Origin of the sequence: Vibrio sp. Y10_XG_PY6, assembly GCF_024181795.1 — a bacterium.
GTDB classification, from domain to species: Bacteria; Pseudomonadota; Gammaproteobacteria; order Enterobacterales; family Vibrionaceae; genus Vibrio; species Vibrio diabolicus.
Genome location: NZ_JAMZAQ010000001.1, coordinates 1,500,277 through 1,523,872 on the forward strand (window position 1 = coordinate 1,500,277; position 23,596 = coordinate 1,523,872).

26 protein-coding genes are annotated in these 23,596 nt (G+C 43.7%); 8 read left to right on the top strand and 18 right to left on the bottom strand.

The genetic code is table 11. The annotated features are described in order from the left end of the window. Positions 1 to 9 precede the first annotated feature (9 nt). Positions 10 to 144: a TIGR02808 family protein gene (locus tag NL644_RS06400; protein WP_005373546.1), complete on the top strand. Its 135-nt coding sequence runs from the start codon at positions 10 to 12 to the stop codon at positions 142 to 144. 203 nt (positions 145 to 347) lie between these two features. On the opposite strand, the gene phaC is transcribed toward NL644_RS06400, so the two are convergent. The 4 genes from phaC to NL644_RS06420 form a co-directional block, all read right to left on the bottom strand. Then, the gene (phaC, locus tag NL644_RS06405; RefSeq protein WP_114323360.1) at positions 348 to 2,123 is read right to left on the bottom strand and encodes a class I poly(R)-hydroxyalkanoic acid synthase; all 1,776 of its coding nucleotides are present in this window, start codon (positions 2,121 to 2,123) and stop codon (positions 348 to 350) included. Between the two features lie 80 nt (positions 2,124 to 2,203). After that, the gene (locus tag NL644_RS06410; protein ID WP_005398278.1) at positions 2,204 to 2,551 is read right to left on the bottom strand and encodes a phasin family protein; all 348 of its coding nucleotides are present in this window, start codon (positions 2,549 to 2,551) and stop codon (positions 2,204 to 2,206) included. Positions 2,552 to 2,595: 44 nt separating this feature from the next. Continuing rightward, positions 2,596 to 3,804, bottom strand: a complete 1,209-nt coding sequence (locus NL644_RS06415) for an acetyl-CoA C-acetyltransferase (protein WP_253658307.1) — start codon at positions 3,802 to 3,804, stop codon at positions 2,596 to 2,598. A 12-nt stretch (positions 3,805 to 3,816) separates the two neighbouring features. Continuing rightward, complete coding sequence (locus NL644_RS06420; protein ID WP_046875888.1) at positions 3,817 to 4,557, bottom strand: SDR family oxidoreductase; 741 nt, start codon at positions 4,555 to 4,557, stop codon at positions 3,817 to 3,819. A gap of 1,006 nt (positions 4,558 to 5,563) precedes the next feature. Here NL644_RS06420 and NL644_RS06425 point away from each other — a divergent pair. Together NL644_RS06425 and NL644_RS06430 are read left to right on the top strand one after the other, a co-directional pair. Further along, positions 5,564 to 6,184, top strand: a complete 621-nt coding sequence (locus tag NL644_RS06425; RefSeq protein WP_041853084.1) for a LysE family translocator — start codon at positions 5,564 to 5,566, stop codon at positions 6,182 to 6,184. Between the two features lie 16 nt (positions 6,185 to 6,200). Then, complete coding sequence (locus NL644_RS06430) at positions 6,201 to 6,467, top strand: hypothetical protein (protein ID WP_012842361.1); 267 nt, start codon at positions 6,201 to 6,203, stop codon at positions 6,465 to 6,467. A gap of 62 nt (positions 6,468 to 6,529) precedes the next feature. Here NL644_RS06430 and secF read toward each other — a convergent pair whose 3' ends face one another. The 4 genes from secF to NL644_RS06450 form a co-directional block, all read right to left on the bottom strand. Then, entirely contained in the window at positions 6,530 to 7,432 is a 903-nt protein-coding gene (secF, locus tag NL644_RS06435; RefSeq protein ID WP_005397711.1) for a protein translocase subunit SecF, read from the bottom strand. A gap of 2 nt (positions 7,433 to 7,434) precedes the next feature. After that, positions 7,435 to 9,273: a protein translocase subunit SecD gene (secD, locus tag NL644_RS06440; protein ID WP_253658200.1), complete on the bottom strand. Its 1,839-nt coding sequence runs from the start codon at positions 9,271 to 9,273 to the stop codon at positions 7,435 to 7,437. A 165-nt stretch (positions 9,274 to 9,438) separates the two neighbouring features. After that, positions 9,439 to 9,918, bottom strand: a complete 480-nt coding sequence (locus NL644_RS06445) for a hypothetical protein (RefSeq protein WP_253658201.1) — start codon at positions 9,916 to 9,918, stop codon at positions 9,439 to 9,441. A gap of 125 nt (positions 9,919 to 10,043) precedes the next feature. Then, positions 10,044 to 10,712 carry an SH3 domain-containing protein gene (locus NL644_RS06450; RefSeq protein WP_114323364.1) on the bottom strand — a complete coding sequence of 223 codons (669 nt, stop codon included), beginning with the start codon at positions 10,710 to 10,712 and terminating at the stop codon, positions 10,044 to 10,046. A gap of 103 nt (positions 10,713 to 10,815) precedes the next feature. On the opposite strand from NL644_RS06450, the gene NL644_RS06455 reads away from it, so the two are divergent. Both NL644_RS06455 and NL644_RS23085 read left to right on the top strand, forming a co-directional pair. Then, the gene (locus NL644_RS06455; protein ID WP_114323518.1) at positions 10,816 to 11,364 is read left to right on the top strand and encodes an ATPase; all 549 of its coding nucleotides are present in this window, start codon (positions 10,816 to 10,818) and stop codon (positions 11,362 to 11,364) included. Positions 11,365 to 11,635: 271 nt separating this feature from the next. Next, a complete protein-coding gene (locus tag NL644_RS23085) occupies positions 11,636 to 11,866 on the top strand; it encodes a hypothetical protein (protein ID WP_031780651.1) in 231 nt (76 codons plus the stop codon). A gap of 24 nt (positions 11,867 to 11,890) precedes the next feature. Here NL644_RS23085 and NL644_RS06460 read toward each other — a convergent pair whose 3' ends face one another. Continuing rightward, positions 11,891 to 12,514, bottom strand: a complete 624-nt coding sequence (locus NL644_RS06460; protein ID WP_005397716.1) for a class I SAM-dependent methyltransferase — start codon at positions 12,512 to 12,514, stop codon at positions 11,891 to 11,893. Between the two features lie 5 nt (positions 12,515 to 12,519). Next, a complete protein-coding gene (locus NL644_RS06465) occupies positions 12,520 to 12,975 on the bottom strand; it encodes an Lrp/AsnC family transcriptional regulator (protein WP_031780652.1) in 456 nt (151 codons plus the stop codon). Positions 12,976 to 13,123: 148 nt separating this feature from the next. Between NL644_RS06465 and NL644_RS06470 the strand changes: the two genes are divergently transcribed. Together NL644_RS06470 and NL644_RS06475 are read left to right on the top strand one after the other, a co-directional pair. After that, the gene (locus tag NL644_RS06470; protein ID WP_005397718.1) at positions 13,124 to 14,050 is read left to right on the top strand and encodes a DMT family transporter; all 927 of its coding nucleotides are present in this window, start codon (positions 13,124 to 13,126) and stop codon (positions 14,048 to 14,050) included. A 94-nt stretch (positions 14,051 to 14,144) separates the two neighbouring features. Further along, positions 14,145 to 14,807 (top strand): flagellar brake protein, encoded by a 663-nt coding sequence (locus tag NL644_RS06475; protein WP_047008122.1) that lies wholly within the window; start codon positions 14,145 to 14,147, stop codon positions 14,805 to 14,807. Between the two features lie 2 nt (positions 14,808 to 14,809). Here the strand turns inward: NL644_RS06475 and NL644_RS06480 are convergent, their stop codons facing one another. From NL644_RS06480 to NL644_RS06515, 8 genes are all read right to left on the bottom strand, one after another. Then, the gene (locus tag NL644_RS06480; protein WP_046875880.1) at positions 14,810 to 15,847 is read right to left on the bottom strand and encodes a DUF2955 domain-containing protein; all 1,038 of its coding nucleotides are present in this window, start codon (positions 15,845 to 15,847) and stop codon (positions 14,810 to 14,812) included. Positions 15,848 to 15,859: 12 nt separating this feature from the next. After that, on the bottom strand, positions 15,860 to 16,918 hold the full coding sequence (locus NL644_RS06485; protein ID WP_006741161.1) for an HlyD family secretion protein: 1,059 nt from the start codon (positions 16,916 to 16,918) through the stop codon (positions 15,860 to 15,862). A 35-nt stretch (positions 16,919 to 16,953) separates the two neighbouring features. Further along, the gene (locus NL644_RS06490) at positions 16,954 to 17,409 is read right to left on the bottom strand and encodes a MarR family transcriptional regulator (RefSeq protein WP_005397727.1); all 456 of its coding nucleotides are present in this window, start codon (positions 17,407 to 17,409) and stop codon (positions 16,954 to 16,956) included. Between the two features lie 298 nt (positions 17,410 to 17,707). Then, on the bottom strand, positions 17,708 to 20,284 hold the full coding sequence (gene luxQ, locus NL644_RS06495; protein WP_114323367.1) for a quorum-sensing autoinducer 2 sensor kinase/phosphatase LuxQ: 2,577 nt from the start codon (positions 20,282 to 20,284) through the stop codon (positions 17,708 to 17,710). After that, positions 20,284 to 21,381 carry an autoinducer 2-binding periplasmic protein LuxP gene (locus tag NL644_RS06500; RefSeq protein WP_074190484.1) on the bottom strand — a complete coding sequence of 366 codons (1,098 nt, stop codon included), beginning with the start codon at positions 21,379 to 21,381 and terminating at the stop codon, positions 20,284 to 20,286. Before NL644_RS06500 ends, luxQ begins: the two co-directional genes overlap by 1 nt. A 320-nt stretch (positions 21,382 to 21,701) precedes the next feature. Next, complete coding sequence (locus tag NL644_RS06505; protein ID WP_012842363.1) at positions 21,702 to 22,022, bottom strand: GIY-YIG nuclease family protein; 321 nt, start codon at positions 22,020 to 22,022, stop codon at positions 21,702 to 21,704. After that, entirely contained in the window at positions 22,019 to 22,669 is a 651-nt protein-coding gene (locus NL644_RS06510) for a YceH family protein (protein WP_046875879.1), read from the bottom strand. Before NL644_RS06510 ends, NL644_RS06505 begins: the two co-directional genes overlap by 4 nt. 165 nt (positions 22,670 to 22,834) lie before the next feature. Then, on the bottom strand, positions 22,835 to 23,038 hold the full coding sequence (locus NL644_RS06515) for a hypothetical protein (protein WP_031780656.1): 204 nt from the start codon (positions 23,036 to 23,038) through the stop codon (positions 22,835 to 22,837). 241 nt (positions 23,039 to 23,279) lie between these two features. Here NL644_RS06515 and NL644_RS06520 point away from each other — a divergent pair, with 241 nt between their 5' ends. Continuing rightward, positions 23,280 to 23,594: a DUF496 family protein gene (locus tag NL644_RS06520; protein WP_005373603.1), complete on the top strand. Its 315-nt coding sequence runs from the start codon at positions 23,280 to 23,282 to the stop codon at positions 23,592 to 23,594. The last annotated feature ends 2 nt before the right edge of the window (positions 23,595 to 23,596 follow it).

A 23,596-nucleotide genomic window follows, 5' to 3' on the forward strand; every position in this document is an offset into this window, starting at 1 on the left:
AGACTTACCATGAGTACTTTAGAATCTGTAATTTGGCATATCCTTGGCTATAGCGCCATGCCTGTGATTATTCTTTCCGGCTTTGTGGCAGTAGCAGCAATCTCTCTCTGGCTGCTGTCATTTGGTAAGGATAAAGAGGTGTAACGTAACGCACCTCTACCCGTCAACTTGCCTATTTGTTGACACTAAGCGCTGAGTATCTACTCGGCGCTTTTTTATTCACCGTCACTTTCGGCCCAAAATGTCCTCAACCGATACATATACTCAATCGGTATAATAAGGTAGTCAGTAACGACCAAAAAAAGCGACCATAAAGGTCGCTAAAATTTACTGCTATAGGGAGTTGTTTAAGACTCTTTTACTGGCAGAACCTGCTTGACGTATTGCCCTGGCGCTTCATCGATTGCTGGGTGATCTTCCGAGCCAATAGGGAATGGTTCGACTTGCTCTTTAGGATTGAATTGAAGTAGCCATTCATTCCAATGTGTCCACCACGAGCCCTCTTTGTGCTCTGCATTATTCAACCACTCGTCAGCCGAGTCATCCAAAGTATCGTTCAACCAATAACCATACTTGTTTTTCGCTGGAGGGTTCACGATACCCGCAATATGACCCGACTCACCGAGAACAAACGTTTTGTTGCCACCAGTGTTCAGGGCACCACGATAAGTTCCCTGCCATAAAGCAATATGGTCTTCTTTCGTTGATACAAAATAGCTAGGAACTTTGATCTTATTTAGGTCAATCCATACCCCACCAATTTTGACGCCTTTGTCTTGCACTAGCTTATTCTCTAAATAGAGCTCACGAAGCAAGAAGTTATGGGAGGCAGCACTCACGTTGGTGCTGTCACTGTTCCAGTACAACAAGTCAAAATCGACTGGGCTGTTACCCTTCAAGTAGTTGTCTACATAGTAGTTCCAGTACAAGCTGTTTTCGCGCAGTAAGCTGAATGTGACGCTTAATGAACGACCGTCCATATACCCTTTTGCGTTGTTTTGCGCCTCAATTGCACTCACAATGGTGTCATTGATGTACGCGCCAACTTCGCCTGGCTGAGAAAAGTCGAGCAATGTGGTGAAGAAAGTCGCTGATTTAATACGCTTCTTCATACGTTTTGCCGCATAGTACGCAACCGTGCTCGCCAGAACCGTACCACCGATACAGTAACCAGCCGCGTTGATTTGCTCTTGGCCCGTTATATCTTCAATTGCCGCGACAGCTTTGACGACGCCTTCTGTCACATAGTCACCAAACTCTACATGCGCTTGTGCCTTGCCTGGATTGCGCCAAGACATCATAAATACGCTATGTCCCTGCTCTAGCAACCATCGAACCATTGAGTTCTTCGCTGTTAAGTCAAGGATGTAGTATTTATTAATGAAAGGCGGAACGATGAGCAGTGGCGTCGCATTCACTTTCTCTGTTAGAGGTCGATATTGAATCAACTCAAACAATTCGTTTTGAAAAACCACATCGCCCGGAGTGGTCGCAACGTCATCACCCACGCGAAACGCATTGTTGTTCGTCATACGAATTTTCAAAATGTCCGCGCTGGACTCAACGTCTTCTTTTAACTGCTCTAAGCCAGCCAGCAGGTTTTGACCGTTTTGCTCAAGTGTCAGTTTCAAGAGTTCTGGATTCGTCGCGATGAAATTCGAAGGGGAAAGTGCATTGATGGCTTGACGGGAAAAGAAAAGTATTCGCTCTTTAGATTTTTCATCCAAACCTTCGAGTGACTCAATTGTATCTAAATAAGTCTTGCTGAATAACAGGTAGGATTGCTTAATGAAGCTATACATCACCTCATTTTGCCACGCTTCATTAGAAAAACGCTTGTCCCCTTTTTCTGCTTCAATGACCTGTTTTTGGTTACCCGCCAACGCGACATTCTGCCAAATTTGTAGCTGCTGTTCCCACCATTCTGCTTGCAGTTTTAAGATCGCAGCAGGTTGATTTACAGCTTGTTCGAAGAGTTTGGCAGTGTCTTCCAAGTTCACTTCTTGCATGGCCTTATTTAAAGGAGAGTTCACGACTGCCTTGTTCACTTCGAAATCATGCCACCACTGTTGATTGGTTTGTTGAAGCTGTACAAGATAGTCCGAAAAGAAGTGCTGAAACATAGTCTTACTCCTATATTCGGAAAAAACAACGCCGCCCAAATTAGGGTCTAGAGACCCTAAGGCGGCGAGAATCGGACAAATTACGCTGGAGTAACAGTCTTTAGATTTTCCGAAGTCATTTTCTCAACGTCTTCTTTGAACTCCTTTGCAATAGCTTGAAGCTTGTTGCTGTCGTCCATCATTTGCTGAGAAAGCTTAGTAAGAACGCTTAGTTGCTGGCTGTTGAAAGCAGTCAATGACGTTACGTCTTTGATTTCTGATGCCGCTTTCATTTGGTTCAGACCCACTTCGCTGTAAGTACGAATTGCGTTCAGTTGAAGCTCAGTCAACACTTCTACGTTTTTTGTCACTAGCTTGTTGAACTTCAAGTAAGGTTCTAGATTTTTTTCAGTTTGATCGCTAAAGGTTTTGAAGAAATCTGTGTACATGGTTTATCTCCTAGAGAAAGAATTAAAAATGTCCGTTTAAATAATTACTTAACTGCTTTTATAACCACAGCCGTCCCCATGCCGCCGCCCACACAAAGTGATGCGACACCATATTGACCATTTTGCTTATGAAGCTCGTGAACAAGCGTCACTAAGATTCGGTTGCCCGATGCACCAAGTGGGTGACCTAGCGCGATAGCACCACCATTAAAGTTCGCTTTATCTTGAATCGCGTTAACGGGAACTTGGTTGGTTTCCGCCAACTGATGAATCACGCCAAGTGCTTGCGCAGCAAATGCTTCGTTTAACTCGTAAACGTCAATGTCGTTTACCGTTAATTCCGCTTTTGCTAATGCTTTATTGACTGACTCCACTGGACCTAGACCCATGATTTTCGGATCAAGTCCCGATTGCGCATAGCTTACGATCTCAGCAATAGGCGTGAGTCCATGCGCTTTAACTGCGCTCTCAGACGCGACGATAATTGCACTCGCACCATCGTTAATACCTGATGCATTCCCCGCAGTCACAGTGCCTTCACGGTCAAAAGCAGGGCGCAACTTGCTTAACGCTTCCATAGTCGCATTAGCCTTTGGGTATTCGTCGGTATCGAATAGCACCGTTTCACGGCGTTGCTTTACTTCTACGGGCACAATTTCGTCTTTGAATTTGCCCGCTTCGATTGCCGCCACCGCTTTCAGTTGGCTAGACAGCGCATACTCGTCTTGCTGTTGACGGGTTAGGCCGATTTCTTTTGCAACGTTTTCTGCCGTCACACCCATATGATATTGGTTATAAACGTCGGTTAAACCGTCCGCTACGAGCAGGTCTTTCAGCTCTAGATTGCCCATTTTGTTGCCATCACGAATACTACTTGGCGCGGCAAACGGAATCTGAGACATGACCTCAACACCTGCTGCAACAACAATCTCTGTATCGCCACTACGGATATGTGAAACCGCATCCATGACGGTTTTCATGCCACTGCCGCAAACCATGTTTACGCCATACGCAGGAACCGCGTCCGGAATCCCAGCGAACAATGCCGCCTGACGACCAACCCCCATGCCTTGACCTGCGCCGACAACGTTGCCAACAATCACCTCATCAATCTTATCACCAGTCAACTTTGCCGCTTCTAACGCGCCTTTAATCGCTACTGCTGCCAAGTTGCCAGCAGAGGTATTTTTAAGACTGCCACCAAAGGCACCAATTGGAGTGCGCTTCGCCGCTACGATAAACACTTTTTCCATCATCTTCTCTCCTTAGTGCATATATAGGCCGCCATTCACCGACAAAGTCTCACCGGTGATATAGGCTCCTGCATCGCTGACCAAGAAGCTGACTGATGCTGCAATTTCTTCTGGTGTAGCAAGGCGTTTCATTGGGATTTGATTCGTGATGGATTCCAATACTTCTGGCTTCATTTGCTCAACCATTGGTGTACCAGTGTAACCTGGCGCAATAACATTTACTGTCACACCCGAACGAGCACCTTCATACGCCAAGGCTTTAGAGAAACCTATCATCCCAGCTTTCGCCGCCGAGTAGTTTGCTTGACCAAACTGCCCTTTTAAGCCATTGACTGAGGAGATGTTAATGACACGACCACCGCCTTTTTCGCACATCGCAGCGAACAGAGGTTGCGTAACGTTGAATAGACTATTGAGGTTGGTATTAATGACGTCATTCCAAGCTTGCGCAGTCATCTTTTTAAACACGCCATCACGTGTGATACCTGCGTTGTTGATAACGACATCAATGGTCCCTTCTTCCTCAAGCAATTGCGCTAACTTTTCTGCACACTCTGCAGTGTTTGTTACGTCCAACTCAAAAAGGCGAACCTGATCTTTGGTAAACCCTTTACTGTTGAACCACTCCAACGCACATTCATAGTTTCCTGTGAAATAAGTAGCGATTACACGGTAACCATCATTCACTAATTGAGAGGAAATAGCAGAACCAATTCCGCCTTTTGATCCGGTGATCAAAGCGACTTTCTTCATCGAAGACTCCATTCTTAACGGCATTTAAAAAAGCAAACTAAATACACTGATGAAATAAATCACCAACTGACGTGTTTATTTATTCTTTTGGCTATCAATCCTGTGATGCCTTTTATTTTAAGTTAAACCAGAAATATTACATTTCAAATAAAAAACTAATCCATTTGCATAAGATTGATTTAGATCTCATTAAACATGAAATGTTATAAAATGGTTAACTCTTTATAAGTCATTGTTTTAAATAAAATAAAGTTAAACACAAGCTTATCAGAACATAAATTTAAGCATTATTTATCAATAGGTTACATACCGAACAGTGGACGTTACATCATCTCATGATTTCAGATACAACTCTCATGCTGAGAGTTGTTATCTATAAATACGATTAGAATAATAATTCAAATATCAATATGAGCAATTGTCAGTAATATCATTTAATTACTAACTTAAATGATATTACTGACAGTATAACCTTAATTTTATATTTATAGTTTTACTTATGAAAACTGGTATATTTAGAAGGTAAAAAATAGAAGAAAACGTCTCATTTTGGTGCAGTTCGCACTATTATGACGCAGCAATTAAAAAATAATTTCAGTTTTATTTTAAATATCCAAATAACATCAATTAACTAGCATTTAACGTATCGAATCACTTTTTATCTATTGAAGTACCGGTACGGTGCAATATTCGGTGGTACCATCTCCTAAAGCAATCATCTAGATTCTTTAACCCAAGTAAATTGATGTTATACCCAAATGACGTCAAGATGCAGAAATCGTGTCAGTGACATGCTCCGCAGGGCGAGTTGCCTTATCCCACAGCCTTTGTTAACGATTTTTGATTTAGAACCACTAGATCTTCAAATCGTTGCCGTGCCTGTGAGCCAAGTCATTCTCGCTGAACCTAACACCTTGAGGTTATTTGGGGATATTTGGGGATAGTATCCTTTATCAATTTGCACTATCTTTGTGGCTTCTATCAAATCACTTAGTTATCAACAAACATGAATCTTGCATTGCTCAGTATGTTCATCCCTACCTTCTTTTTTGTCTCAATTACACCAGGAATGTGCATGACGCTCGCCTTAACGCTAGGAATGAGTATCGGTTATCGCCGCACATTATGGATGATGATTGGTGAACTCGTCGGTGTCGCGCTGGTTTCAGTCTCGGCAGTACTAGGGATCGCAGCGATCATGCTCAACTATCCTTGGATGTTTATCGCACTAAAGTTTATTGGTGGCGGCTACTTACTCTATCTTGGTGTAGAAATGTGGCGATCTCGAGGTAAGTTAGCAATAAATGTCGATAATTTGGAGACACCCAGAAGTGGTAATGTCGCGCTCATCATGCAAGGCTTCGTTACCGCTATCGCAAACCCAAAAGGCTGGGCATTTATGATTTCTCTGCTGCCGCCTTTTATCGATCAAAATGCGGCTCTTGCTCCACAGCTGATCGTGCTTGTCTCCATCATCCTTCTTTTTGAGTTCATTTGTATGTCTCTGTATGCCACTGGTGGTAAAGGACTGAAACGCGTGTTGGGTCAATCAAAGAATGTGCGTCTGATGAACCGTATCGCGGGCACTTTAATGATGGGGGTTGGTGTTTGGCTATTACTGAGCTAAAGCAACGCTGGAAATGATGAAAAATATCCTAAGAAAAATTACGCGAAACATAAGTGAAGTATTAGATTTTCAGGCCCGGGTTTGGGTCGTAAACGTTTATGCTGGAGAACACAAAGGCGAATCTTACGTTGTAAACGAAGACAGCTTTTCCGAGCCATTGCAATGGATGAAAAAGAAAGGTTATCACACATCCATGTTGCGCCTGGTTGAATCGATGAAGCGCTCTCAAATCATTGAGTTCGATTTAGGTCACGTCAAACACCGCCTGATGCGTGTGAAATAGCACAAAGTAAAACGCCACTCAAACTGAGTGGCGCGAGCACTTTTTACCTTCAGCACCTCGTATTACGGCGCGGTATCAATCTCAACAGGCAAGTAATGCTTCGGTTCGAGCTTGAACAGTTCAGGTAATACGGTACCAATGGAAATGGAAGACCATGTACCTGATAGCACACCAATAAACATCGCTGTTGAGAAACCCGCTAGCGGTGCTCCCCCCATAATCCATAGTGCACCAACAGTAATCAGTGTTGTGCCTGAAGTCACCATCGTTCTAGAGAACGTCGCGATGACAGCCTGGTCATTGATGTCTTCCATTTTCCAACTTTGTTTCGCGATCAGTAGCTCACGAATTCGATCTGAAATGATGATCGAATCATTCAATGAGTAGCCTAAAATTGCCAATACGGCAGCAAAAACCGTTAAGTTGAATTCCATTTGGGTAACGGCGAAGAAGCCGAGGACGACAATTACGTCATGAGCCAGAGCAAATACAGAGCCACTCGCTAAGCGCCATTCAAAACGGAAACACAAGTAACCAAGGATGCTCAGCACACAAATCAATAGTGCTAAACCGCCTTGGTCAAACAAATCCTGGCCAACTTGAGCACCAACAATACTGTTGCTGACGACATCAACTTGATGTGAAACTGGCTTTAATACCTCTTCCACACTTGGCAGAGTTTGCCCTTCTTCAGGGGCGGAGTAGCGAATGAGCCAACGACCATCTTCACCTGTGCGGGTGACAGAGGTTGATTCACCAAGTTTTGGTTGTAGTGCATCAAGCAGATCGTGGTTGGTTAACGACTTATCGACTTTCACTTCTGTCACCATACCACCAGTGAAATCCAAGCCGAGATTCAACCCTTTAAAGCCCAGAGCACCAAGTGCGATCACCGTCAAAACGATAGAAACTAGCGTAGTGAAGTGGCGAATTTTACGAATATTTTGTTTTAGCATTTCGACCATGATTAAACCCTCACATCACGACGGGCATCTCGGCCCCAAATTAAATTGATCATTGCTCGAGAGGCAAATACGCCTGTAAACATACTGGTTAACAAACCTAATCCGAGTGTTAAGGCAAAGCCTTGGATTGGGCCGTTACCGATGGCGTATAAAATCACGGCGGTGATCATGGTAGTAATGTTGGCATCAAGGATGGTCGAGAACGCGCTATCAAAGCCCAGATCAATCGCTTGAGCGAAACTGCGGCCTTCACGCATTTTGTCCTTAATACGTTCGAAGATAATAACGTTGGTGTCCACTGCCATACCAACAGTTAACACCAACCCTGCAATACCTGGAAGCGTTAGCACCGCACCTGGTAACAAGGCAATTAAGCCAAGCAAACAAAGCATGTTGGCACAAAGCGCCACGTTCGCCACCCAACCTAAGCGGCGGTACCAAAGGGCCATAAAGGTCAGTGTTAAACCCATACCCAAAGCAAGTGCCGCAAAGCCATTTTCAATGTTTTCAGCCCCCAAAGAAGCACCAATAGTACGCTCCTCTACGATAGTAACCGGAGCTGTTAGCGAACCCGCTCGAAGTAATAGCGCTAACTGCTGCGCTTCGTCCATGCTGCCAGCGCCGGTAATACGGAACTGGCTACCAAGTTGAGATTGAATAGTCGCAACGCTGATAACGCGCTCGCTGCGCTCTGTTACGCCACGATCGTTTGTCTTGTATTCGTGATAAACCGTCGCCATTGGTTTGCCAATATGCGTTGCAGAGAAATCACTCATCTTTTTACCGCCCGCGTGGTCAAGCGAGATGTTAACTTCTGACATACCCATATTGTCGACGCCTGCACGAGCGTTAACAATGTGCTCACCCGTTAGGACTGGTCGTTTCTCCAGAATAACAGTTCGGCCATCGTTATCTTTCAGCACAAGATCTTGGCCGCTTCGCGCTTGGCCTGCATCTTTCACTTCGTAGAATGCCAAACTCGCAGTGGCACCAATAACGTTTTTCGCTTGTGCTGGGTCTTGTACACCTGGGAGCTCAATACGAATGCTGTCTTTACCCTGACGCTGAACTAATGCTTCCGTAATACCTAGCTCTTCAATACGACCACGCATAATCTTCAAGTTTTGTTGCAATGTCGTTGATTGGAACTCTTGAATATTCTGCTCACTTGGCTCAAGAACAAAACCGCGAGACGAGCTTTTCACCACCCAACCAGGATAGTTTTGACGCAAGAATTTGTTTACTTCAGCTAGGGCGGTATCACTCTCACTGTTTACCGCAATGCGGTTACCACTTTCTGCGCGAATTTGTACACCACGCACGCGCTGATCTCGCAGGCTTGCTTTGATCTCATCGATCAAAGCATTACGTTGCTCCTCAAATGCTTTATTTACGTCGACATTCAAGAGGAACTGTACCCCACCGCGAAGGTCAAGACCGAGTTTGATTGGGCTAAAACCCATCTCATTCAGCCACTCTGGAGCAACAGACACATATGAGAAGGTAATGCTGTCTTCTTTATTTAGCTCATTGTTTAGTAACGCACGAGCTTTGCTTTGCGCATTTTCATCATCGAATACAATGGTTGTTTTGCCATCTTTTTCGATGATTTTGTCTGCTGAGATGTGATTGGTTTTCAGTAGTTGATTCAACTGAACAACCGATATTTCACTGCTGTTTTGGTTTGAAAACGTTAGCTGGATCGATGGTTGCTCACCGAACCAAGTCGGAATCGCGCTTAACGTTAAGATAATGACCGTAGTGATTAATACGACATATTTCCAAGCTGAATAGTGATTCATCAGCTTTCTGTTCTTTTGCTGCTTTGCTGTTTTTTTCATGTAAACATCATCCCTTCACTACGAAGTGAAGCTTTTAATAACAAGGCTTAACACACGACAGATGCCCCCAGAAAAAAATTCAGGGTATGAAATGCTCAGGACGGTTACGCCCTGTTGAATACAATCGTCGTGTTAAGAGTGCACAATGGTGCAAATAGATGGTGTTTAGGCAGAAAATTGACTATTGAGTGCGACGTACATTGCGTTGGTCTCTTTCCAACCAGAAATGCGATGATCGCTTGTGAAATGATAAAAAGTGTACTGGTTTTGACGCCAATTGATATCCATCAGGCTGTAGGCATAACCTGCGTCAACATAGAAAGGCGTGTTTAGGTCACCAACAACGTCAACATGCTCATCATCGAGGCCTTCACGTAAGTGAGAAACCCAACGTTGAGTGTTAAATAGGGCTAGAGTGTCAAGTCTTGCGTGACTTTCAGAAATCGGAGACTGCGTCGTTTCTTCTGAGACTTCAGAAAAATCGATTGAGGTATTTGCAAAAGCAATACTCGCAACAAATGGTTGCAGCTTAGAAAAGTAAGGTAAATGAGCTTTCTGATCGATTTGCGCAGCAAAAACATGCGCTGGTAGCAACACCATCGCAAGCAGCATAAAAATCAATTTTTTCAAGAAAATCTGAGACATAAGAACTCACTAAAAACAAAACGAGTCGAGTTTTTTCACTCGACTCGATGATAGTATTCCTATTAATTATGGTTCACAACTAAAAAGTTATAAATCTCTAGAGGCTTTAAACTAAAGGCGCTCTGTTAGCGGTAAAAGATATCGCCTTTATCGACATCTAAATAGATTTTGTTTTCTTGCTCCAAACCACCACAATAAATGAAGTACACATTGCGCTTGTCATAAGTAACCGAACGAACCCAGCCACCGAGCTCTTCAAAATCACTCGGATCACAGGTTTCATCGTCTAACAATTGCTGTGTTTTCTTGCGGAAGATGTCCAAGTGAACTTTTAAATCATCCGACTTCTGCAAATATCCATCCAGTATTTCCAAACGCTCTTGTTCTTTAATAACTGGCTCTGCATCAGATAATCCTTCGGCATTCAACCACTCAGCTTTTTCTTCACCGCCCTCTTCATAAACAAGGTAACCAGAGATTCGATACCAACCATCCACTTTTTCTAACACCGATACTTTTTCTCCCTTATAGAGCGTATCGACAACCAAAGCATTAGCATTTGGCTTATTGTAAACATTGATTCGACGCTCAATGACATAGTATTCGGTCACTTCAGGGGGGGCGGTTTCTAAATCCAGAATCGGTTTGGATATTTCTTCTTCCACTGGCGCTTGCTCCACTTGCGCAGCTTTTGGCACTTCAGGTTCATCTTTTTGCATAAAGAAGAAATAGTATCCAGCACCCGCCCCACCGAGCAACAGTATGACAATCAATGCGATGAGAATTTTCTTCATGTACTTTTCCTTTTCATTCTTTGTTCTTATCTCACCGGCAACACGCATGTCGCGGAAATTTGGGTATATACTCAAAAGGGTCGGTCAACTAACGCGAGCAATAATGATCAACAAACTCAATTGGATACTGTTGTTTCTTCTGTTCCCCATTATGGGGCACGCCAATATTCAATGTAACCCATCGTCGTGGAATGACAATCTTACCCAATTCAATCGTTTAGAGTCCAATTACAATAAGCATGTTGAGGTATTCAATGCACTTTTAGCCGAACATAAGCAGCGCCAGTTATTGTCCCAAACCTTTTCCCTACATGAACTCGTGTTACTTTGGCGCGCCCGCTCGAACCAAAATGCGTTCAAAACTCAATTAAGAGCCTCCATTCAATATAAAGAAGAACTCGCGACTAAAGCTAATGAGTTGATTAAATTGAGCACACAATCTCAATGGTCAGCAAATGGATGGAAGAAACTTGCCCAAAAGTGCCGTGAGTCAAACGAAACTGCCAATCAAATCACTGCGGAGTGGTATAACACCAACGCTTTGCAACTTACCGAGGATTACAAACGCCTTTCTTCACAGTACCAAGCACTAGCGCAACTCTATGATAAAGAAGCGAGATCGCTTCAATACGCTCAAGATGTTTCGAGGTAAAAATCGAGCCCGTTTTGAAAAGACGATGTCGGGTTTTCACTCCAATATTGGACGTTATTCGTGCTTTAATTCCCTCTTTTAGAGATCCCAACGTTATATGTAAAAAATGGGACTGTTCCCTTTTACAAACTTGACTAAACCATGACCAAGAGAGGCAACTTATAGAGACATACGTCACAATAATGCTTTACTTATGGCCAATTTTTGGTTAATTTACCCATTAATAAAATTTAATAAAAAGTCACATTTGGCTGGAGATGATGCTACAACCATGGTTATCAATCGATTAAGTAACAGGGACTGTCCTAATGCTACCAAAGCCAAGTTTTTGTCAGTAGTTAGGCACGTAAAAGAGTTTGGTTCAATCAGCGATTTGGACCTTTGTAAAATCTTCGGAGAAACAATTTGGAGTGATGGGAGGGAATACCATTCAGCTGCGTTCTCATTCAAGGTTGATAGATACACAGGTAACTGTGAAATCTCACAATACAAGCACCAATAAGGCTTAAGAATTTATAAGGCGGAGTCAGGAAACTGATTCCGCTTTTTTGATCATCGCGATCGTAAAGTCGTGATCGGAATAACCCTCGATCAATTGTGCGTCTGGACATAGCCATCGGCAATAGCGTAACACCCCAACTTTATTATGCGATGCGAGCATTCTCATGCTCGGCAGCTTTTCTTCATCCAATAAGTTAAACACGCACCCTTTCTCTGCTGCCCGGTACATTTTCTCGATCATCTCAATGGTATGATTTGGATTCGCGGATTGATAGTTCAATGATCCAGAAGCAAAGACATAATCACTACGGGGCAATACCAACGTTGAAAAGTCACCGCATACGAACTCACTTTGAGTACGAAAGTCCCGCTTTCTGGCCTCAGAGATAAACTGTTTTTGCTGATCAATGCCAATATAACTTTGGGGGCGCAGATTGTTGAACTCAATAAACGCTAATAAGTCTCCGTAGCCGCACCCAATATCTAAAAGACTTGAACCGTCTAACGTTAACCCACGGCACAAAGCTTCAAATCGACTGATTTGGCTGTACTTATCTCTCCATCCCAGCGTTCGCGCTCTGTCTGTACCGAACTGTCGGTATCGCTTTCGGTGATAGTGAGCAATCTTAAGTCTATCGAGAAATTTCATCTTTCTTATGCATAAATCGGCAAGCTTCCATTTCCTTTCACTTGTCTAATCGCCAAGTGCGTATGGATATCTTTTACGTTTTCTAATCGTTGTAGCTTTCTAGTGAATGTTTCATAACCAGCGAGATCTTTGCTGACCACTTCTAACAAATAATCATAAGCCCCTGATACAACATGGCACGAGATCACTTCGTCCATTTCAACAACAGCATGTTCAAATTCATCAATCGAAGAAGCTTGGTGGTTGTTCAAACTGACTTCAACAAATACGGTCATCGCAATACCCACCGTGTCTCTGGACACAATGGCTCGATAACCGCTAATTACGCCCTCCTGCTCTAAACGCTTAATGCGTCTTGCACAAGGTGATGCCGATAATCCTACTTTGTCAGCGAGCTCTGCCGTAGTCAGGGTCGCATCCTTCTGCATCAAGTTGATCAGTTGCCTGTCAATTTTGTCCATTTGTCCTTCCATGCCAATAATCACTAACAATTAACACTTATACGCGCTTTATCACCAACATCAAGCTTAATTACGTCAAACTTTGCCTCCCTTTGGCACGAGTTTTATTCAACAATTAACACATCATTTACAAATGGACATGCCGACAATGATATTGGGATACGCAGCTATATTAACGACCTTACTGCTTTGGTCTGGTTTCTTTATTTCTTTAAAAGGGGGCGCAATTTCTAGTTTGCAGCCAGCCGATATCGCGTTAGTTCGCTTTCTAATCCCAAGTTTAATTTTATTACCATTTGTGATTAAGCATAAGCAGGCGCTTCGCGTCGTGCCTAAACGCTACCTAACTGGTGTTGTGGTAGGGAGTGGCCTGCCCTACCTGCTGGTCGTCGGCACAGCTATGCACTTCGCTCCCGTGGCGCACGGCAGTGCATTAGTACCTGGTACTTTGCCATTATTTGTTTCTGCTATCGCGGTGTTGTGCTATCAACAGTCGCTGAGTGCTCACCGCTTAATCGGGCTTTCTACGGTGCTGTTAGGGATTTTCGTATTTCTTCTTTCTAATAGCGGTGCAGAGTACAACTGGTCTCAATTACAAGGCCACATCTTGTTTCTAACCGGTAGCATTATGTGGGCTGTTTTCACCATCAGTGCTCGTGTTGCTAACCTTAATGCGCATGTCTGTGCTGGATTCGTTGCAATCGCGTCTTTGGCACTGCTCATCATTGCGGTTGGCTTCGGATGGGTAGATAGTTACCTAGCGATAACGCCGATCAGTCAGTGGCCGTGGGAAGAATTATTTGGCCACGCGATGTTGCAAGGTGTCGGCGCAGGCTTAATCGCCTCTTTTACCTTTATCTATGCAATCCGAATTATTGGCGCCGAAGCCAGTGCTGCTTTTGGGTCATTAACTCCAGTCGTCGCGACACTTCTTGCCGTTCCAATTTTTGGTGAACAACCAGATTCACTGACTTGGTTAGCGCTGATGCTGGTAACCTGCGGCAGTATTGTGGCAAGCCAAATCTTTATGAAAGATGGAATGAGCCAAACTTATCGCCCACCACTTCACAGATAGCGATAATTTTACAAAAACTTTTGTCCTACTATCTTGAATAACAAAATGGCGTTTTGATAGCCTCGATTTAACCAATAATTAAAACGCCAATGTAATGCCTGCCACTCATACTAAAGATGAACTGCATAGATTCCTCAAACCGGGAATGAAACTTTCGACTAATTTCGAGTTTGGGCCTAAGGACCAGTATACATATCCCACCACCTATCTTGGGATGAAAGAGAACGCGTATTTGATTCTTGATATACCGATGCGTTTGCTTGAAGAGCAAGTGATGAGAAAACTCCCAAACGCCGATGTCATCGTGCGTGGTGTATCAGATACGGAGTTAGGCCATGTCATTGCATTTAAATCCAGTGTTCTAACAACTGCGGTTCGTCCTTCGCCCCTTTTATTTATTCGAATTCCAGGAACATTTGCAACCAAACCAGTCCGGGAACACGAACGATATAAGCTGCAAATGGATTGTAAGATTGTTCACGCGGGGAATGTTTACGACGGTAGCCTTATCGACTTCTCACTGGCAGGTATTGGTATCTCAACCTTTATAGAGCCAGAATTCAACGTTGGTGAAAGTGTCACTATCGACTCTTCTCTAAGTCACTATATCGGAGAAGAAAATCGGTGTGTCATTGCCAACATTAAGAAGTTGGTGAAAGGCTGGGTAATAGGAATTAAGTTTGAAAGCCCAATAGCGATGAGTCACGAGCTAAAAACAGAGTTACTGGAGCAGTCCTTTCTAACCAGTAACGTCTGAACTTACTGCTGGCTAAAGCGCGTCGCCTCAAAGCTGTTGAGCACTCTGTGCACCGCATAGGTCACGAGCAGAGTGACAACAATAGCAAACAAAATACTACTCACGCGATACAGCGCGCTGAACATTAAATCGCCATCCGGAGTAAGGTATTGGCCAAATAAAATACCTAATGTAGTTAATCCGCCAAACCCAGCTCCTGACCCACTAGACTCTTTTACATGCATATAGCTGAACATCATCGCGCCAATCCACAGCAATGGGACGATAAACAGCAAGGTATCCGACCAATCGTATAGTACGAGCTGCCCAGCAATACCAAAGGTTACCCCCATCAAGGTCCCCATTGCTCTTTTGCGCGCATACCCTAAAGCACCGTTCCAATGCATAGGAAACAATAAAAGCAAGGTTGTCGCCTGAGCGGACATAGAATCACTGAGGTCAAATAGCTGGAATACAAGGAAAGACATTGTAGCGATGCTCGCCCCCATAAGGGCTTCATGACGCATGCGGTGACTCTGTTTAGGCTGAGATGGTTTTGCCGGTGGCTGACGAGGCTCTGCATCAGGGATCAAAAATGTCACGACGTAGGCCACGATCACTGAAATAACGTTCGCTTGTAAGTTGCTGAATATCAGATCATTTAAGTCGGTTGTTGGATAACTCGCAAAATGCAGCATGATGCTTAAGCTCAGCACGCTATTTGCCCCAAACAGGAATAAGCTCCCTTTTGACATACAGGCGAACTTATACAAAAACAACCCGAAGGCGATGATCGTCATCATGCCAGGATGTCCACCAAATAGCCCACCAAGAATACCGACCTCTAATCCGCATACGACCGCTGAAAAAATCAGCTGTCGTGCAGCATGCAGGCTCATGACTGGTACCATTCCAAGTAACAACATCGGTGTTACGGTAAAAAATACGCCATAATTCCAGCCAAAGACCTTACATAAGGTGAAGCCAATGGTCGCGCCAGTTGCAATGCGCAAACACTGACGGAAGTCGTTTTCCGACATGGGATGATCCCATAACTTCATATCGCCTCCCCGTTAATAAATGTAATGAAGAAGACTCAAAAATCGGATCTGACATCTCGCTAACCAGCCAGATAACGAGTTTTCTGGCAACAGTTGCACAGTCGCACGAGCCCCGGCCGGAAATGCGCGCTGTTGAGGCTCATCGATAGCTAAATGTAAACGTAAACGCTGCGCGTCTCTCACCCAACGGTTTGAGTCAGTCGGTGTCGCTAAGCGGCCATCTGCATCAAACTGGCCTGAGCTTACCCCTGCATCCACACTCGTAATACGAGCTTCAAATACGTCACCTGGCAAACTATCAAAGGCCACTAACGCCCGACTGTTCTGATTGAAGTGTCGCAGACTCTTTTCACGAAAGTCGGCAATAATATCCACGTCATCCGAGACTAAAGCCACAAGAGGCGTACCAGCTGCCGCATAGGCACCCGTTTCCAGCTGCAAGTTAGCGACAACGCCATCATGTTCAGCAATTACTTTAGTGTAAGACAGATTAAGTTCCGCTTGTTTTAGCTGGTTTTGTGCCACGCGGATATTTACATTCGTTGCACCTAAATCGCCTCGGTTTACTTCCAACTCTTTTAAACGAGCGCGCGCGGCCAGTAAGTTTGCTCTGGCTGCCGTTGCACTACTTTGTGCGTCATCACGCTGTTGTTGCGAGGTGCCATTGCGATGAAACAATGTATCAAGACGTTTGGCTTCGCGAACTTTTTGCTCGGCGACAATTTTGCTCGCTTCAACGTCCGCTTTTGCCGCTGCAATAGAGGCATCAAGCTGTTCATTATTTTGAATCACACGCTCAAGGTTAAGTTGAGCCTTTTCTACGGCGAGCTGATAAGGCTGTGGATCAATCTGGAATAGTAGATCGCCTTGGCTTATTTCTTGGTTGTTGGCAACATAAAGATGCGTAATCTGTCCGCTCACACGGGGAGCTACTTTAGTTACCACTCGCGTTGCCATTGCCTGAGGCGTCAATGGCATGGCGAGATCTGCGACTAGAAAATAGGCAAAGACAAGGACAAACGCGACGCAAGAATACTTGATCCAACGTGCGAATTTTTGATCTGGAGTCATAGGCGTTTACTTCTCTTTTAATTCGGGTTTCTGACTTATTCGCTAAGTGAATCAAGTGCATTGTGAGCAATCTGATCTAGGATCAATGAAAGCTTTTGAAGCTCTTGGTCATTGATTTCCGTCAGTAGCTTGCTCCGTACTTGAAGAATTCGAGTCTCCATTTGCTTGAGTAGGGTTTTACCTTCTTCTGTAAGGCTAACAATGCGTGCTCGCTTGTCATGCTCACTGCAATGGCGAGTGATCAGAGATTGCTCTTCTAATAGCTTTAATGTGCGCATCAGCGATGCCAACTCAATCTCAAGCGCTTCAGCCAAATGCTTCTGACTAACGTTGTCGCCCATTCGATAAAGTTTCCATAACGCAGTCCAACGCGGGTACGTCAGGTTTAAAGGCTCCAACTCGCGATCTGCAACCATTTTCCACAAACGGGCAACACGAGATAACTTTTCAGCCAGAGAAAGGTCGCGCAAACTGTTGATGTCTTGAATCATAAGATCTACTCAATTACTTAGCTTGCTAAGTAATATAAAATAGTTAGCACGCTAAGTAAATAAGTTTTTGTGATTTAAATCACATAGAATATGCCATGGGGAACAAGTTTGCGTAACGCAACGTCGTACTTGGGTTGTAATAGTGATATACGGCACTAAAAGTGATATCAGCAATCCTGGCTTATCAACAAGTGAAGCATTGAGATACAAAAAAAGCACAACCCTAAGTTATGGCGTTGTGCTTTTCGGTTTAGTGAGCGATTGAATTATCAATTAAGGCTCATAGCGAATGAGTTCATCACGTTCGTTCAATTAAGAATCGCTGCTTGAAGTCAACAAAGGCTTCATGGAGCGCATTTTCTTTAATCGGTTTGAGCAATACGTAATTCGCGCCCGCCTCCATAAACGAATCACTGGTTTCTTTCGCCGTATCGGCAGTACAAGCATAAATTGGCGTGCCTAACTTCAGCTTCTGTCGGATCTCTTTGGTTGTTTCAATTCCTCCAAGATGCGGCAGTTGGTTGTCCATCAAAATCAAATCGTAAGTATGATCTTTTAAGAACTCCATCGCTTCCAATCCATCTTTTGCCCAATCAACCTGCATTTTGTACTTGTTACAAAATGCTTTGAGAATGAAAGCATTAGTATGGTTATCTTCTACCAACAGTACTTTTAGACTCTCTGCGAATAACTCACCAGGTTTAACTCTCAAGCTTGAATCAAGAGGGGTGAGCACTCGCTCACGATCTTTCACTGGCATTGTAATAACAAAGGTCGTACCCAAACCTTTTTGACTACGTACTTGAACGTCACCTTCCAGCATATCGACGAGGCTTTTCACAATGGTCAGTCCCAAACCACTGCCACCGTATTCTCGAGTGGTCGTTGCTTCCTCTTGAACGAAAGGCTCGAACATTTGGTCAAGCTTATCGGGCTCTATGCCGATGCCCGTATCCGTAATTTCCACTACCAACACACTATTTTCAGCGCCGTAGAACTGCTCCAGTTCAGCATGCAAGCGTACGCTGCCCGAGGGGGTAAACTTAACTGAGTTACTGACTAAGTTGAATAAAATTTGGTTCAGACGAACTTGGTCAGTAAAGATTTCAACATTGGGATCAATCTTGTTTTCAATGACGAGGTTAACGCCTTTATTTTCGCAAATTGGACGATAAATGTTTTCTAACGTTCGAATCGTGTCAGTGAAAGAAAACGGGTGCTTTTGAATATTAAACTTACCCTGCTCAATCTTCGAAAAATCCAAAATATCATTCAAAACAGCAAGTAAGTGCTCACCACTATGTCGAAGTACGTCAATTTGGTTATTCTGTTCTTCCGTTTCGACAGAGTCTTTTAATAATTGAGCAACTCCTAGAATGCCATTGATTGGCGTTCGGATTTCATGGCTCATTTTAGCCAGAAAATCGGCACGTGCTTGGGCGGATTTTTCTGCCTCTTTACGTGCCAAGTTACTTTGTTTTTCCGCTTCAATAAGCGTCGTAATATCCTGACCTTGAACAATGATACCGCTGATATCACCGTCAACTCGAATCGGCGATAAGTTCCAGCGATATACCTTGTCTCCAATTGGTACATTGACGCCAGTTAGCGTGGCTCCTTGAGCTGCCATTCGCAGGTGAGGCATCAACTTTTCTTTGAAGCCTTTAAACACTGGGTGCATGGTTTCAATGTCGTTTTCCATGACCAACTCTTTGCGGGCTGCCGGATTGATTTGGATAAGTACACCAGACTCTGACCACACCATAATCGGCGATAACGCAAAGTTAAACAGATCGCGGAATGAACGCTTTTGCGCTTCCAGCTCTTCAAAGGTGTTTTCTAGTGTCGAACCAATATGATCGAACTCCTCGATATCCGATCCGCCAAATCGTTCGAACCCTTTTTCTTCACGAGCCGAACGAGTGTATGCCATCAACGAGCCAAGCTCTTCGACGACTCGATTCTCAATCCACTCTTTGGTCATCAACGCAATCATCACCATCCCGATAACCGAAGCCAGCATCGCTAAAAGGTGCTGGATTTGCAGCGTCACAACACTCTGATTGTCCTGCACGGTTAGTAAACACAAATCCGTCGTGGCAGCATTGACTTCGATAGGGGTTTTAATGATCAACAACTGGTCGAGCTTTTGCTGAGACTCTCGCCGCTTCAGAACATCAAATATCTTGTACGCTTCATCTCCGACTAGTGAGCTAGCTAGTGGCGTATCGTTGGCCACCAAAACAACATTATCAACGTTTCCTTCGTTTTTTAGTCTTTCCATCAACCCGAAGTTGTTATCTAGAACAACAACATTGTAAGAATACCCCATCACTTCACCGGTTTTAGGTTGTAAAACCGGTACACGACGCAGTAACAGGTGGCGAGTTCCCATTGGGGTATGTGAAGGAAGGTAATACCAATTGTTGCTAAAAGTCACTTGGCTCGCGAGATCATTGAGAATCAAGTTATTGATGCCATAGAAATGCGCATTCCCATCGTCCCAAATAATGCCTTGATGATCGGTGAGAAAGCGAAATTCTGGCGTATGAGAAGGATCACTCTGGTCAATACTCATGAAAAAGTAATTGAGAGCTTCTTCATCCCGTTCTGTATAAAAATCTAAAACAACATCACTCTTCGAGTTACTGTTGTGATGAATCTGAATCGCAGCAAAATGGCTATCAAAAATATTAAGAATCAGCGCTGACGTCTGTTGCTTAGTTCTATCCACTTCTTGCCAAATAATTTGCTTCGAGAAGTAATAACTCTGAACGAAGATGCCTAAAATGATCGGAGCAAGTACGAGAATGATTATTTTCGTAATAAGCGTCGACAATGAGCGACGCTTTCTTGTTTTTGATGTAGTTGTCATCAATTGTCTGAGTATCTAAATGCGCGTTTTCTTAATGCTTCAATTCTTTCTGGAGAATCAGATTTCGTGACGACTTCAAAATCACCAGAATAAACGGTTGGAACGGGTTTCCCTTCAAGATCCCACTTAATCGCTTCTGCCATTGCAATGCCAGTATCATCGTTCATACGCATAACAGTAACGTCTAACTCCCCTTTCGAAAGCGCTTCTAATTCTGCAGAGCCGCCACCCCAGCCGTTGATCATGACATCATCACGCCCTAACTCTTTCAGCGCATCAACAGCACCTAGCGCAACATCTGTAGAACACGCATAAATAAAATCGACGTCAGGGTATTTTTCCAAACTCGCTTTTGCTGCTTCATACCCAGACTGCTTTGTCGCTTTGGTATAGTAAGCAGATTGTAGTTCAAAGTTGTTATCACGGTTGACTTGATTGATAAAGGTATTACCTCTGATATCGCTGATATATCCTTCTGAAAAGTAGAGCACACTATAATGGCTCTGTTTTGGAAAACGCTTACCAAACTCCACGGCAAGCTCACGGCTGCCTTCAGCATGATCAAAACCAACATAAAGGAACGGTTGGTGATCCTCCCAATCTCTTACCGGTGTAGTGATATTTTGTAAGATCAACTTGGTTTTCTTTGAGTCTAAGACGTGTTCAACAAACTTACGATGCCTAGTGGTATCGAGAGTGAAAATCAGATAATCGGAGTTGCTCTTCAGCGCTTCCATTAAAGACAAACTTTGTTGCTTAATATCTGCGTTGGGACGGGTAAATACTTGATTAAGTTGATAGTCGATATCGAGTTTATCTAAACGCTGTTCAAATGCGTCGATATTTCGAATCCAATAATCCGAAATCTGTTGGCCTGGATAAACCACAGAAATTTTTAACGGACGCTTTTTGTCTCTTTCAACCGGAACAGGAGTCTCTCGCACGGCGTCAGCCAACGCATTCGTTAACTGCTTCTGTTCTGGAAACTGGTCTAAAAATTCTTGATATGCCCAATACCCATTGAGGACTTGAGTGGCTTGCGCTATCGGCGCGACAGTGGCCATTGACATCAGGGAGAATACTAACGCTTTTTTCATCTACTGCTCTTTTAGCTTTTTATGAGCCTTTTTCAGCTCTATTCGTTACCTAGCCGAGTCATCCTTTACTCTTGTAATCTACCTTCCTCTGAGTGCCTGTTTCAATAATAAATTGGTTCTTAGTCTGAGTTGGAACGAATAAACGTTTATTGTGTACCTAATTGCAAGGTCACAAAATATCATTTCTCCTTTTCATACTCTGAGTGTTTAAACAGAACACCAACCCATTATGCGTCAGTTTGTTCTTACATGGTACTCCAAAACTAAAAAGAAACCGCCTCAGTGGACGGTTTCTTTGTTATTCGGCATGTCGCGAACGCTTATTTCGATAAAGCCATTTCTAACATCATCTGCTGATTTTCATCAACGACAATACTTGCTTTTGACGTGACAAGCAGCTCTTTCTTAGCTTTTGTTAGTTGCTTAATATAATACTCAGCCCGCATGGCAAGCGTCTTTGAATCAAAATCCGAAGACCACTCCAATACCAAGGGACCTTTTCCTTTTAAAGCCTTCGCTCCTTTGCCCGTTTGGTGCTGATTGAATCTTCGCTCAACATTATTTGTGACACCGCAATACAGCGCATTACGGTTATTTCGTATCAAATAGACACTCCAACGCTGCGCTGTATTTTCAATCATGAAAGTAGTGACTCGACCTTAGCTTTGAGTTCATCGAGCTCTTCTTTTAGCTGAGCAACTTCGAGCTCTAGCTGGCTGACTCGATCAGAATTAGAGCCAGCCGCTGACACTGGCGCTGCAAGTTCAGAGACGTCAACGTCGCCACAGAACAAATGCATATAGCGTGACTCTCGCTTTCCGGCTTCACGCGGTAACTTGACCACTAATGGCCCTTTGTCTTCGCTTGCTAAGTGCTCCAGAACCGTTTCAACTTCTTTTACATCATGAAATGTCGCGAGACGATTGGTACGAGTGCGAATTTCCCCAGGCGTTTGAGCACCACGCAAAAGCATACAACATACGATTCCCTTCTCTTGTTCTGTCAGTTTTAAATCACCAAACTCCGTATTACAGAAACGGTGCTGATACTTGCTAACACGGCTGTTAAACGCACTTTCGTCACTGACGAGCCTACGTTCAATTAGAGCATCAACGGCATCGAGAACGTCTGACTCAGAGAGCGACATTACGGGATCACGGTTGCTTTTTTGATTACACGCGTTGGTTAATGCGTTTAGGCTGAGGGGGTAAAGATCTGGGGTGGTGACTTCTTTTTCGATCAAGCAACCAATGACTCGTGCTTCAATTGCCGTTAGCTCAACTTTCATAATGCATTTCCTTATTATTTTTGCATTTGACTTGGTACCTAAATCGCTTCGATATCATGCATCATACATTGGCAAAGAGATGCAAGAAGCGTTAGCGATTCAGGTGTCGGTGTCAGGCTAAAGCATAGCGCAAGACCTGGCACCCTTTGCGAATCGGGTCAGGTATCAATGCTCCGAGAGAATTGGCACTTTCGTCAAATTGCCATCTTGATCAACCATCATTATTTTTGAACGATTCAGCTCAACTTCGATGATTTCGAGTTGCTCGCGAGCGTTGATATACGCTGTTTTTAACTTTTCAGCCACAGAGCGAGTGGCTTGCTCATTATCTTGACTACTTACTTGCTCCGCAGTGTTCCCAGAGTCCATATCAAGTTCATCATTTTGCATTCAATGGTGTTGATAATATAGTGAAGGCCACGTTATGACAATGAATCGATGGATTCTACGATGTTGCCCAAAACTCGATTAGAGAAGCGTGATTATGTGGACACATCGCAATTGGTTGAGAAATGTTCAACTCTGCATTGTGATTGATCTAAAGACTGTTATGCCACTGGATGTTGTGCTTTAATCGAGGAAGATATTCATAAAATTAGGAAAGAGAACTATGAGTAGCGTATTTGAAATCGTTAACCAAGCTCGTCGTAAAAACAAACTAAAACGTGAGCTGCTTGATAACGAAAAGAAAGTTCGTGATAACCGCAAACGTGTTGACCTTCTAGAAAACCTTCTAGATTACATCAAACCAGAAATGACTCACGATGAAATCGTCGCAATCATCAAAAATATGAAAGCAGACTACGAAGATCGTGTTGATGACCACATCATCAAAAGTGCAGAAATCTCTAAAGCACGTCGTGACATCAGCCGTCGTATTCGCGAACTGACCGAAGAAGACAAGCAAACTAGCGGCAAAAAGTAAAC

Coding starts and splice junctions, on each gene's coding strand:
- NL644_RS06400 (WP_005373546.1), top strand. CDS start 10: ATGAGTACTTTAGAATCTGTAATTTGGCATATCCTTGGCTATAGCGCC.
- NL644_RS06450 (WP_114323364.1), bottom strand. CDS start 10,712: ATGAAGAAAATTCTCATCGCATTGATTGTCATACTGTTGCTCGGTGGG.
- secF (WP_005397711.1), bottom strand. CDS start 7,432: ATGGTCGAAATGCTAAAACAAAATATTCGTAAAATTCGCCACTTCACT.
- NL644_RS23085 (WP_031780651.1), top strand. CDS start 11,636: ATGGTTATCAATCGATTAAGTAACAGGGACTGTCCTAATGCTACCAAA.
- NL644_RS06510 (WP_046875879.1), bottom strand. CDS start 22,669: ATGAAAGTTGAGCTAACGGCAATTGAAGCACGAGTCATTGGTTGCTTG.
- NL644_RS06475 (WP_047008122.1), top strand. CDS start 14,145: ATGCCTGCCACTCATACTAAAGATGAACTGCATAGATTCCTCAAACCG.
- NL644_RS06415 (WP_253658307.1), bottom strand. CDS start 3,804: ATGGAAAAAGTGTTTATCGTAGCGGCGAAGCGCACTCCAATTGGTGCC.
- NL644_RS06505 (WP_012842363.1), bottom strand. CDS start 22,022: ATGATTGAAAATACAGCGCAGCGTTGGAGTGTCTATTTGATACGAAAT.
- NL644_RS06410 (WP_005398278.1), bottom strand. CDS start 2,551: ATGTACACAGATTTCTTCAAAACCTTTAGCGATCAAACTGAAAAAAAT.
- NL644_RS06425 (WP_041853084.1), top strand. CDS start 5,564: ATGAATCTTGCATTGCTCAGTATGTTCATCCCTACCTTCTTTTTTGTC.
- NL644_RS06490 (WP_005397727.1), bottom strand. CDS start 17,409: ATGATTCAAGACATCAACAGTTTGCGCGACCTTTCTCTGGCTGAAAAG.
- NL644_RS06470 (WP_005397718.1), top strand. CDS start 13,124: ATGATATTGGGATACGCAGCTATATTAACGACCTTACTGCTTTGGTCT.
- NL644_RS06445 (WP_253658201.1), bottom strand. CDS start 9,918: ATGTCTCAGATTTTCTTGAAAAAATTGATTTTTATGCTGCTTGCGATG.
- NL644_RS06485 (WP_006741161.1), bottom strand. CDS start 16,918: ATGACTCCAGATCAAAAATTCGCACGTTGGATCAAGTATTCTTGCGTC.
- NL644_RS06455 (WP_114323518.1), top strand. CDS start 10,816: ATGATCAACAAACTCAATTGGATACTGTTGTTTCTTCTGTTCCCCATT.
- NL644_RS06500 (WP_074190484.1), bottom strand. CDS start 21,381: ATGAAAAAAGCGTTAGTATTCTCCCTGATGTCAATGGCCACTGTCGCG.
- NL644_RS06465 (WP_031780652.1), bottom strand. CDS start 12,975: ATGGACAAAATTGACAGGCAACTGATCAACTTGATGCAGAAGGATGCG.
- NL644_RS06430 (WP_012842361.1), top strand. CDS start 6,201: ATGAAAAATATCCTAAGAAAAATTACGCGAAACATAAGTGAAGTATTA.
- phaC (WP_114323360.1), bottom strand. CDS start 2,123: ATGTTTCAGCACTTCTTTTCGGACTATCTTGTACAGCTTCAACAAACC.
- secD (WP_253658200.1), bottom strand. CDS start 9,273: ATGAAAAAAACAGCAAAGCAGCAAAAGAACAGAAAGCTGATGAATCAC.
- NL644_RS06520 (WP_005373603.1), top strand. CDS start 23,280: ATGAGTAGCGTATTTGAAATCGTTAACCAAGCTCGTCGTAAAAACAAA.
- luxQ (WP_114323367.1), bottom strand. CDS start 20,284: ATGACAACTACATCAAAAACAAGAAAGCGTCGCTCATTGTCGACGCTT.
- NL644_RS06480 (WP_046875880.1), bottom strand. CDS start 15,847: ATGAAGTTATGGGATCATCCCATGTCGGAAAACGACTTCCGTCAGTGT.
- NL644_RS06515 (WP_031780656.1), bottom strand. CDS start 23,038: ATGGACTCTGGGAACACTGCGGAGCAAGTAAGTAGTCAAGATAATGAG.
- NL644_RS06460 (WP_005397716.1), bottom strand. CDS start 12,514: ATGAAATTTCTCGATAGACTTAAGATTGCTCACTATCACCGAAAGCGA.
- NL644_RS06420 (WP_046875888.1), bottom strand. CDS start 4,557: ATGAAGAAAGTCGCTTTGATCACCGGATCAAAAGGCGGAATTGGTTCT.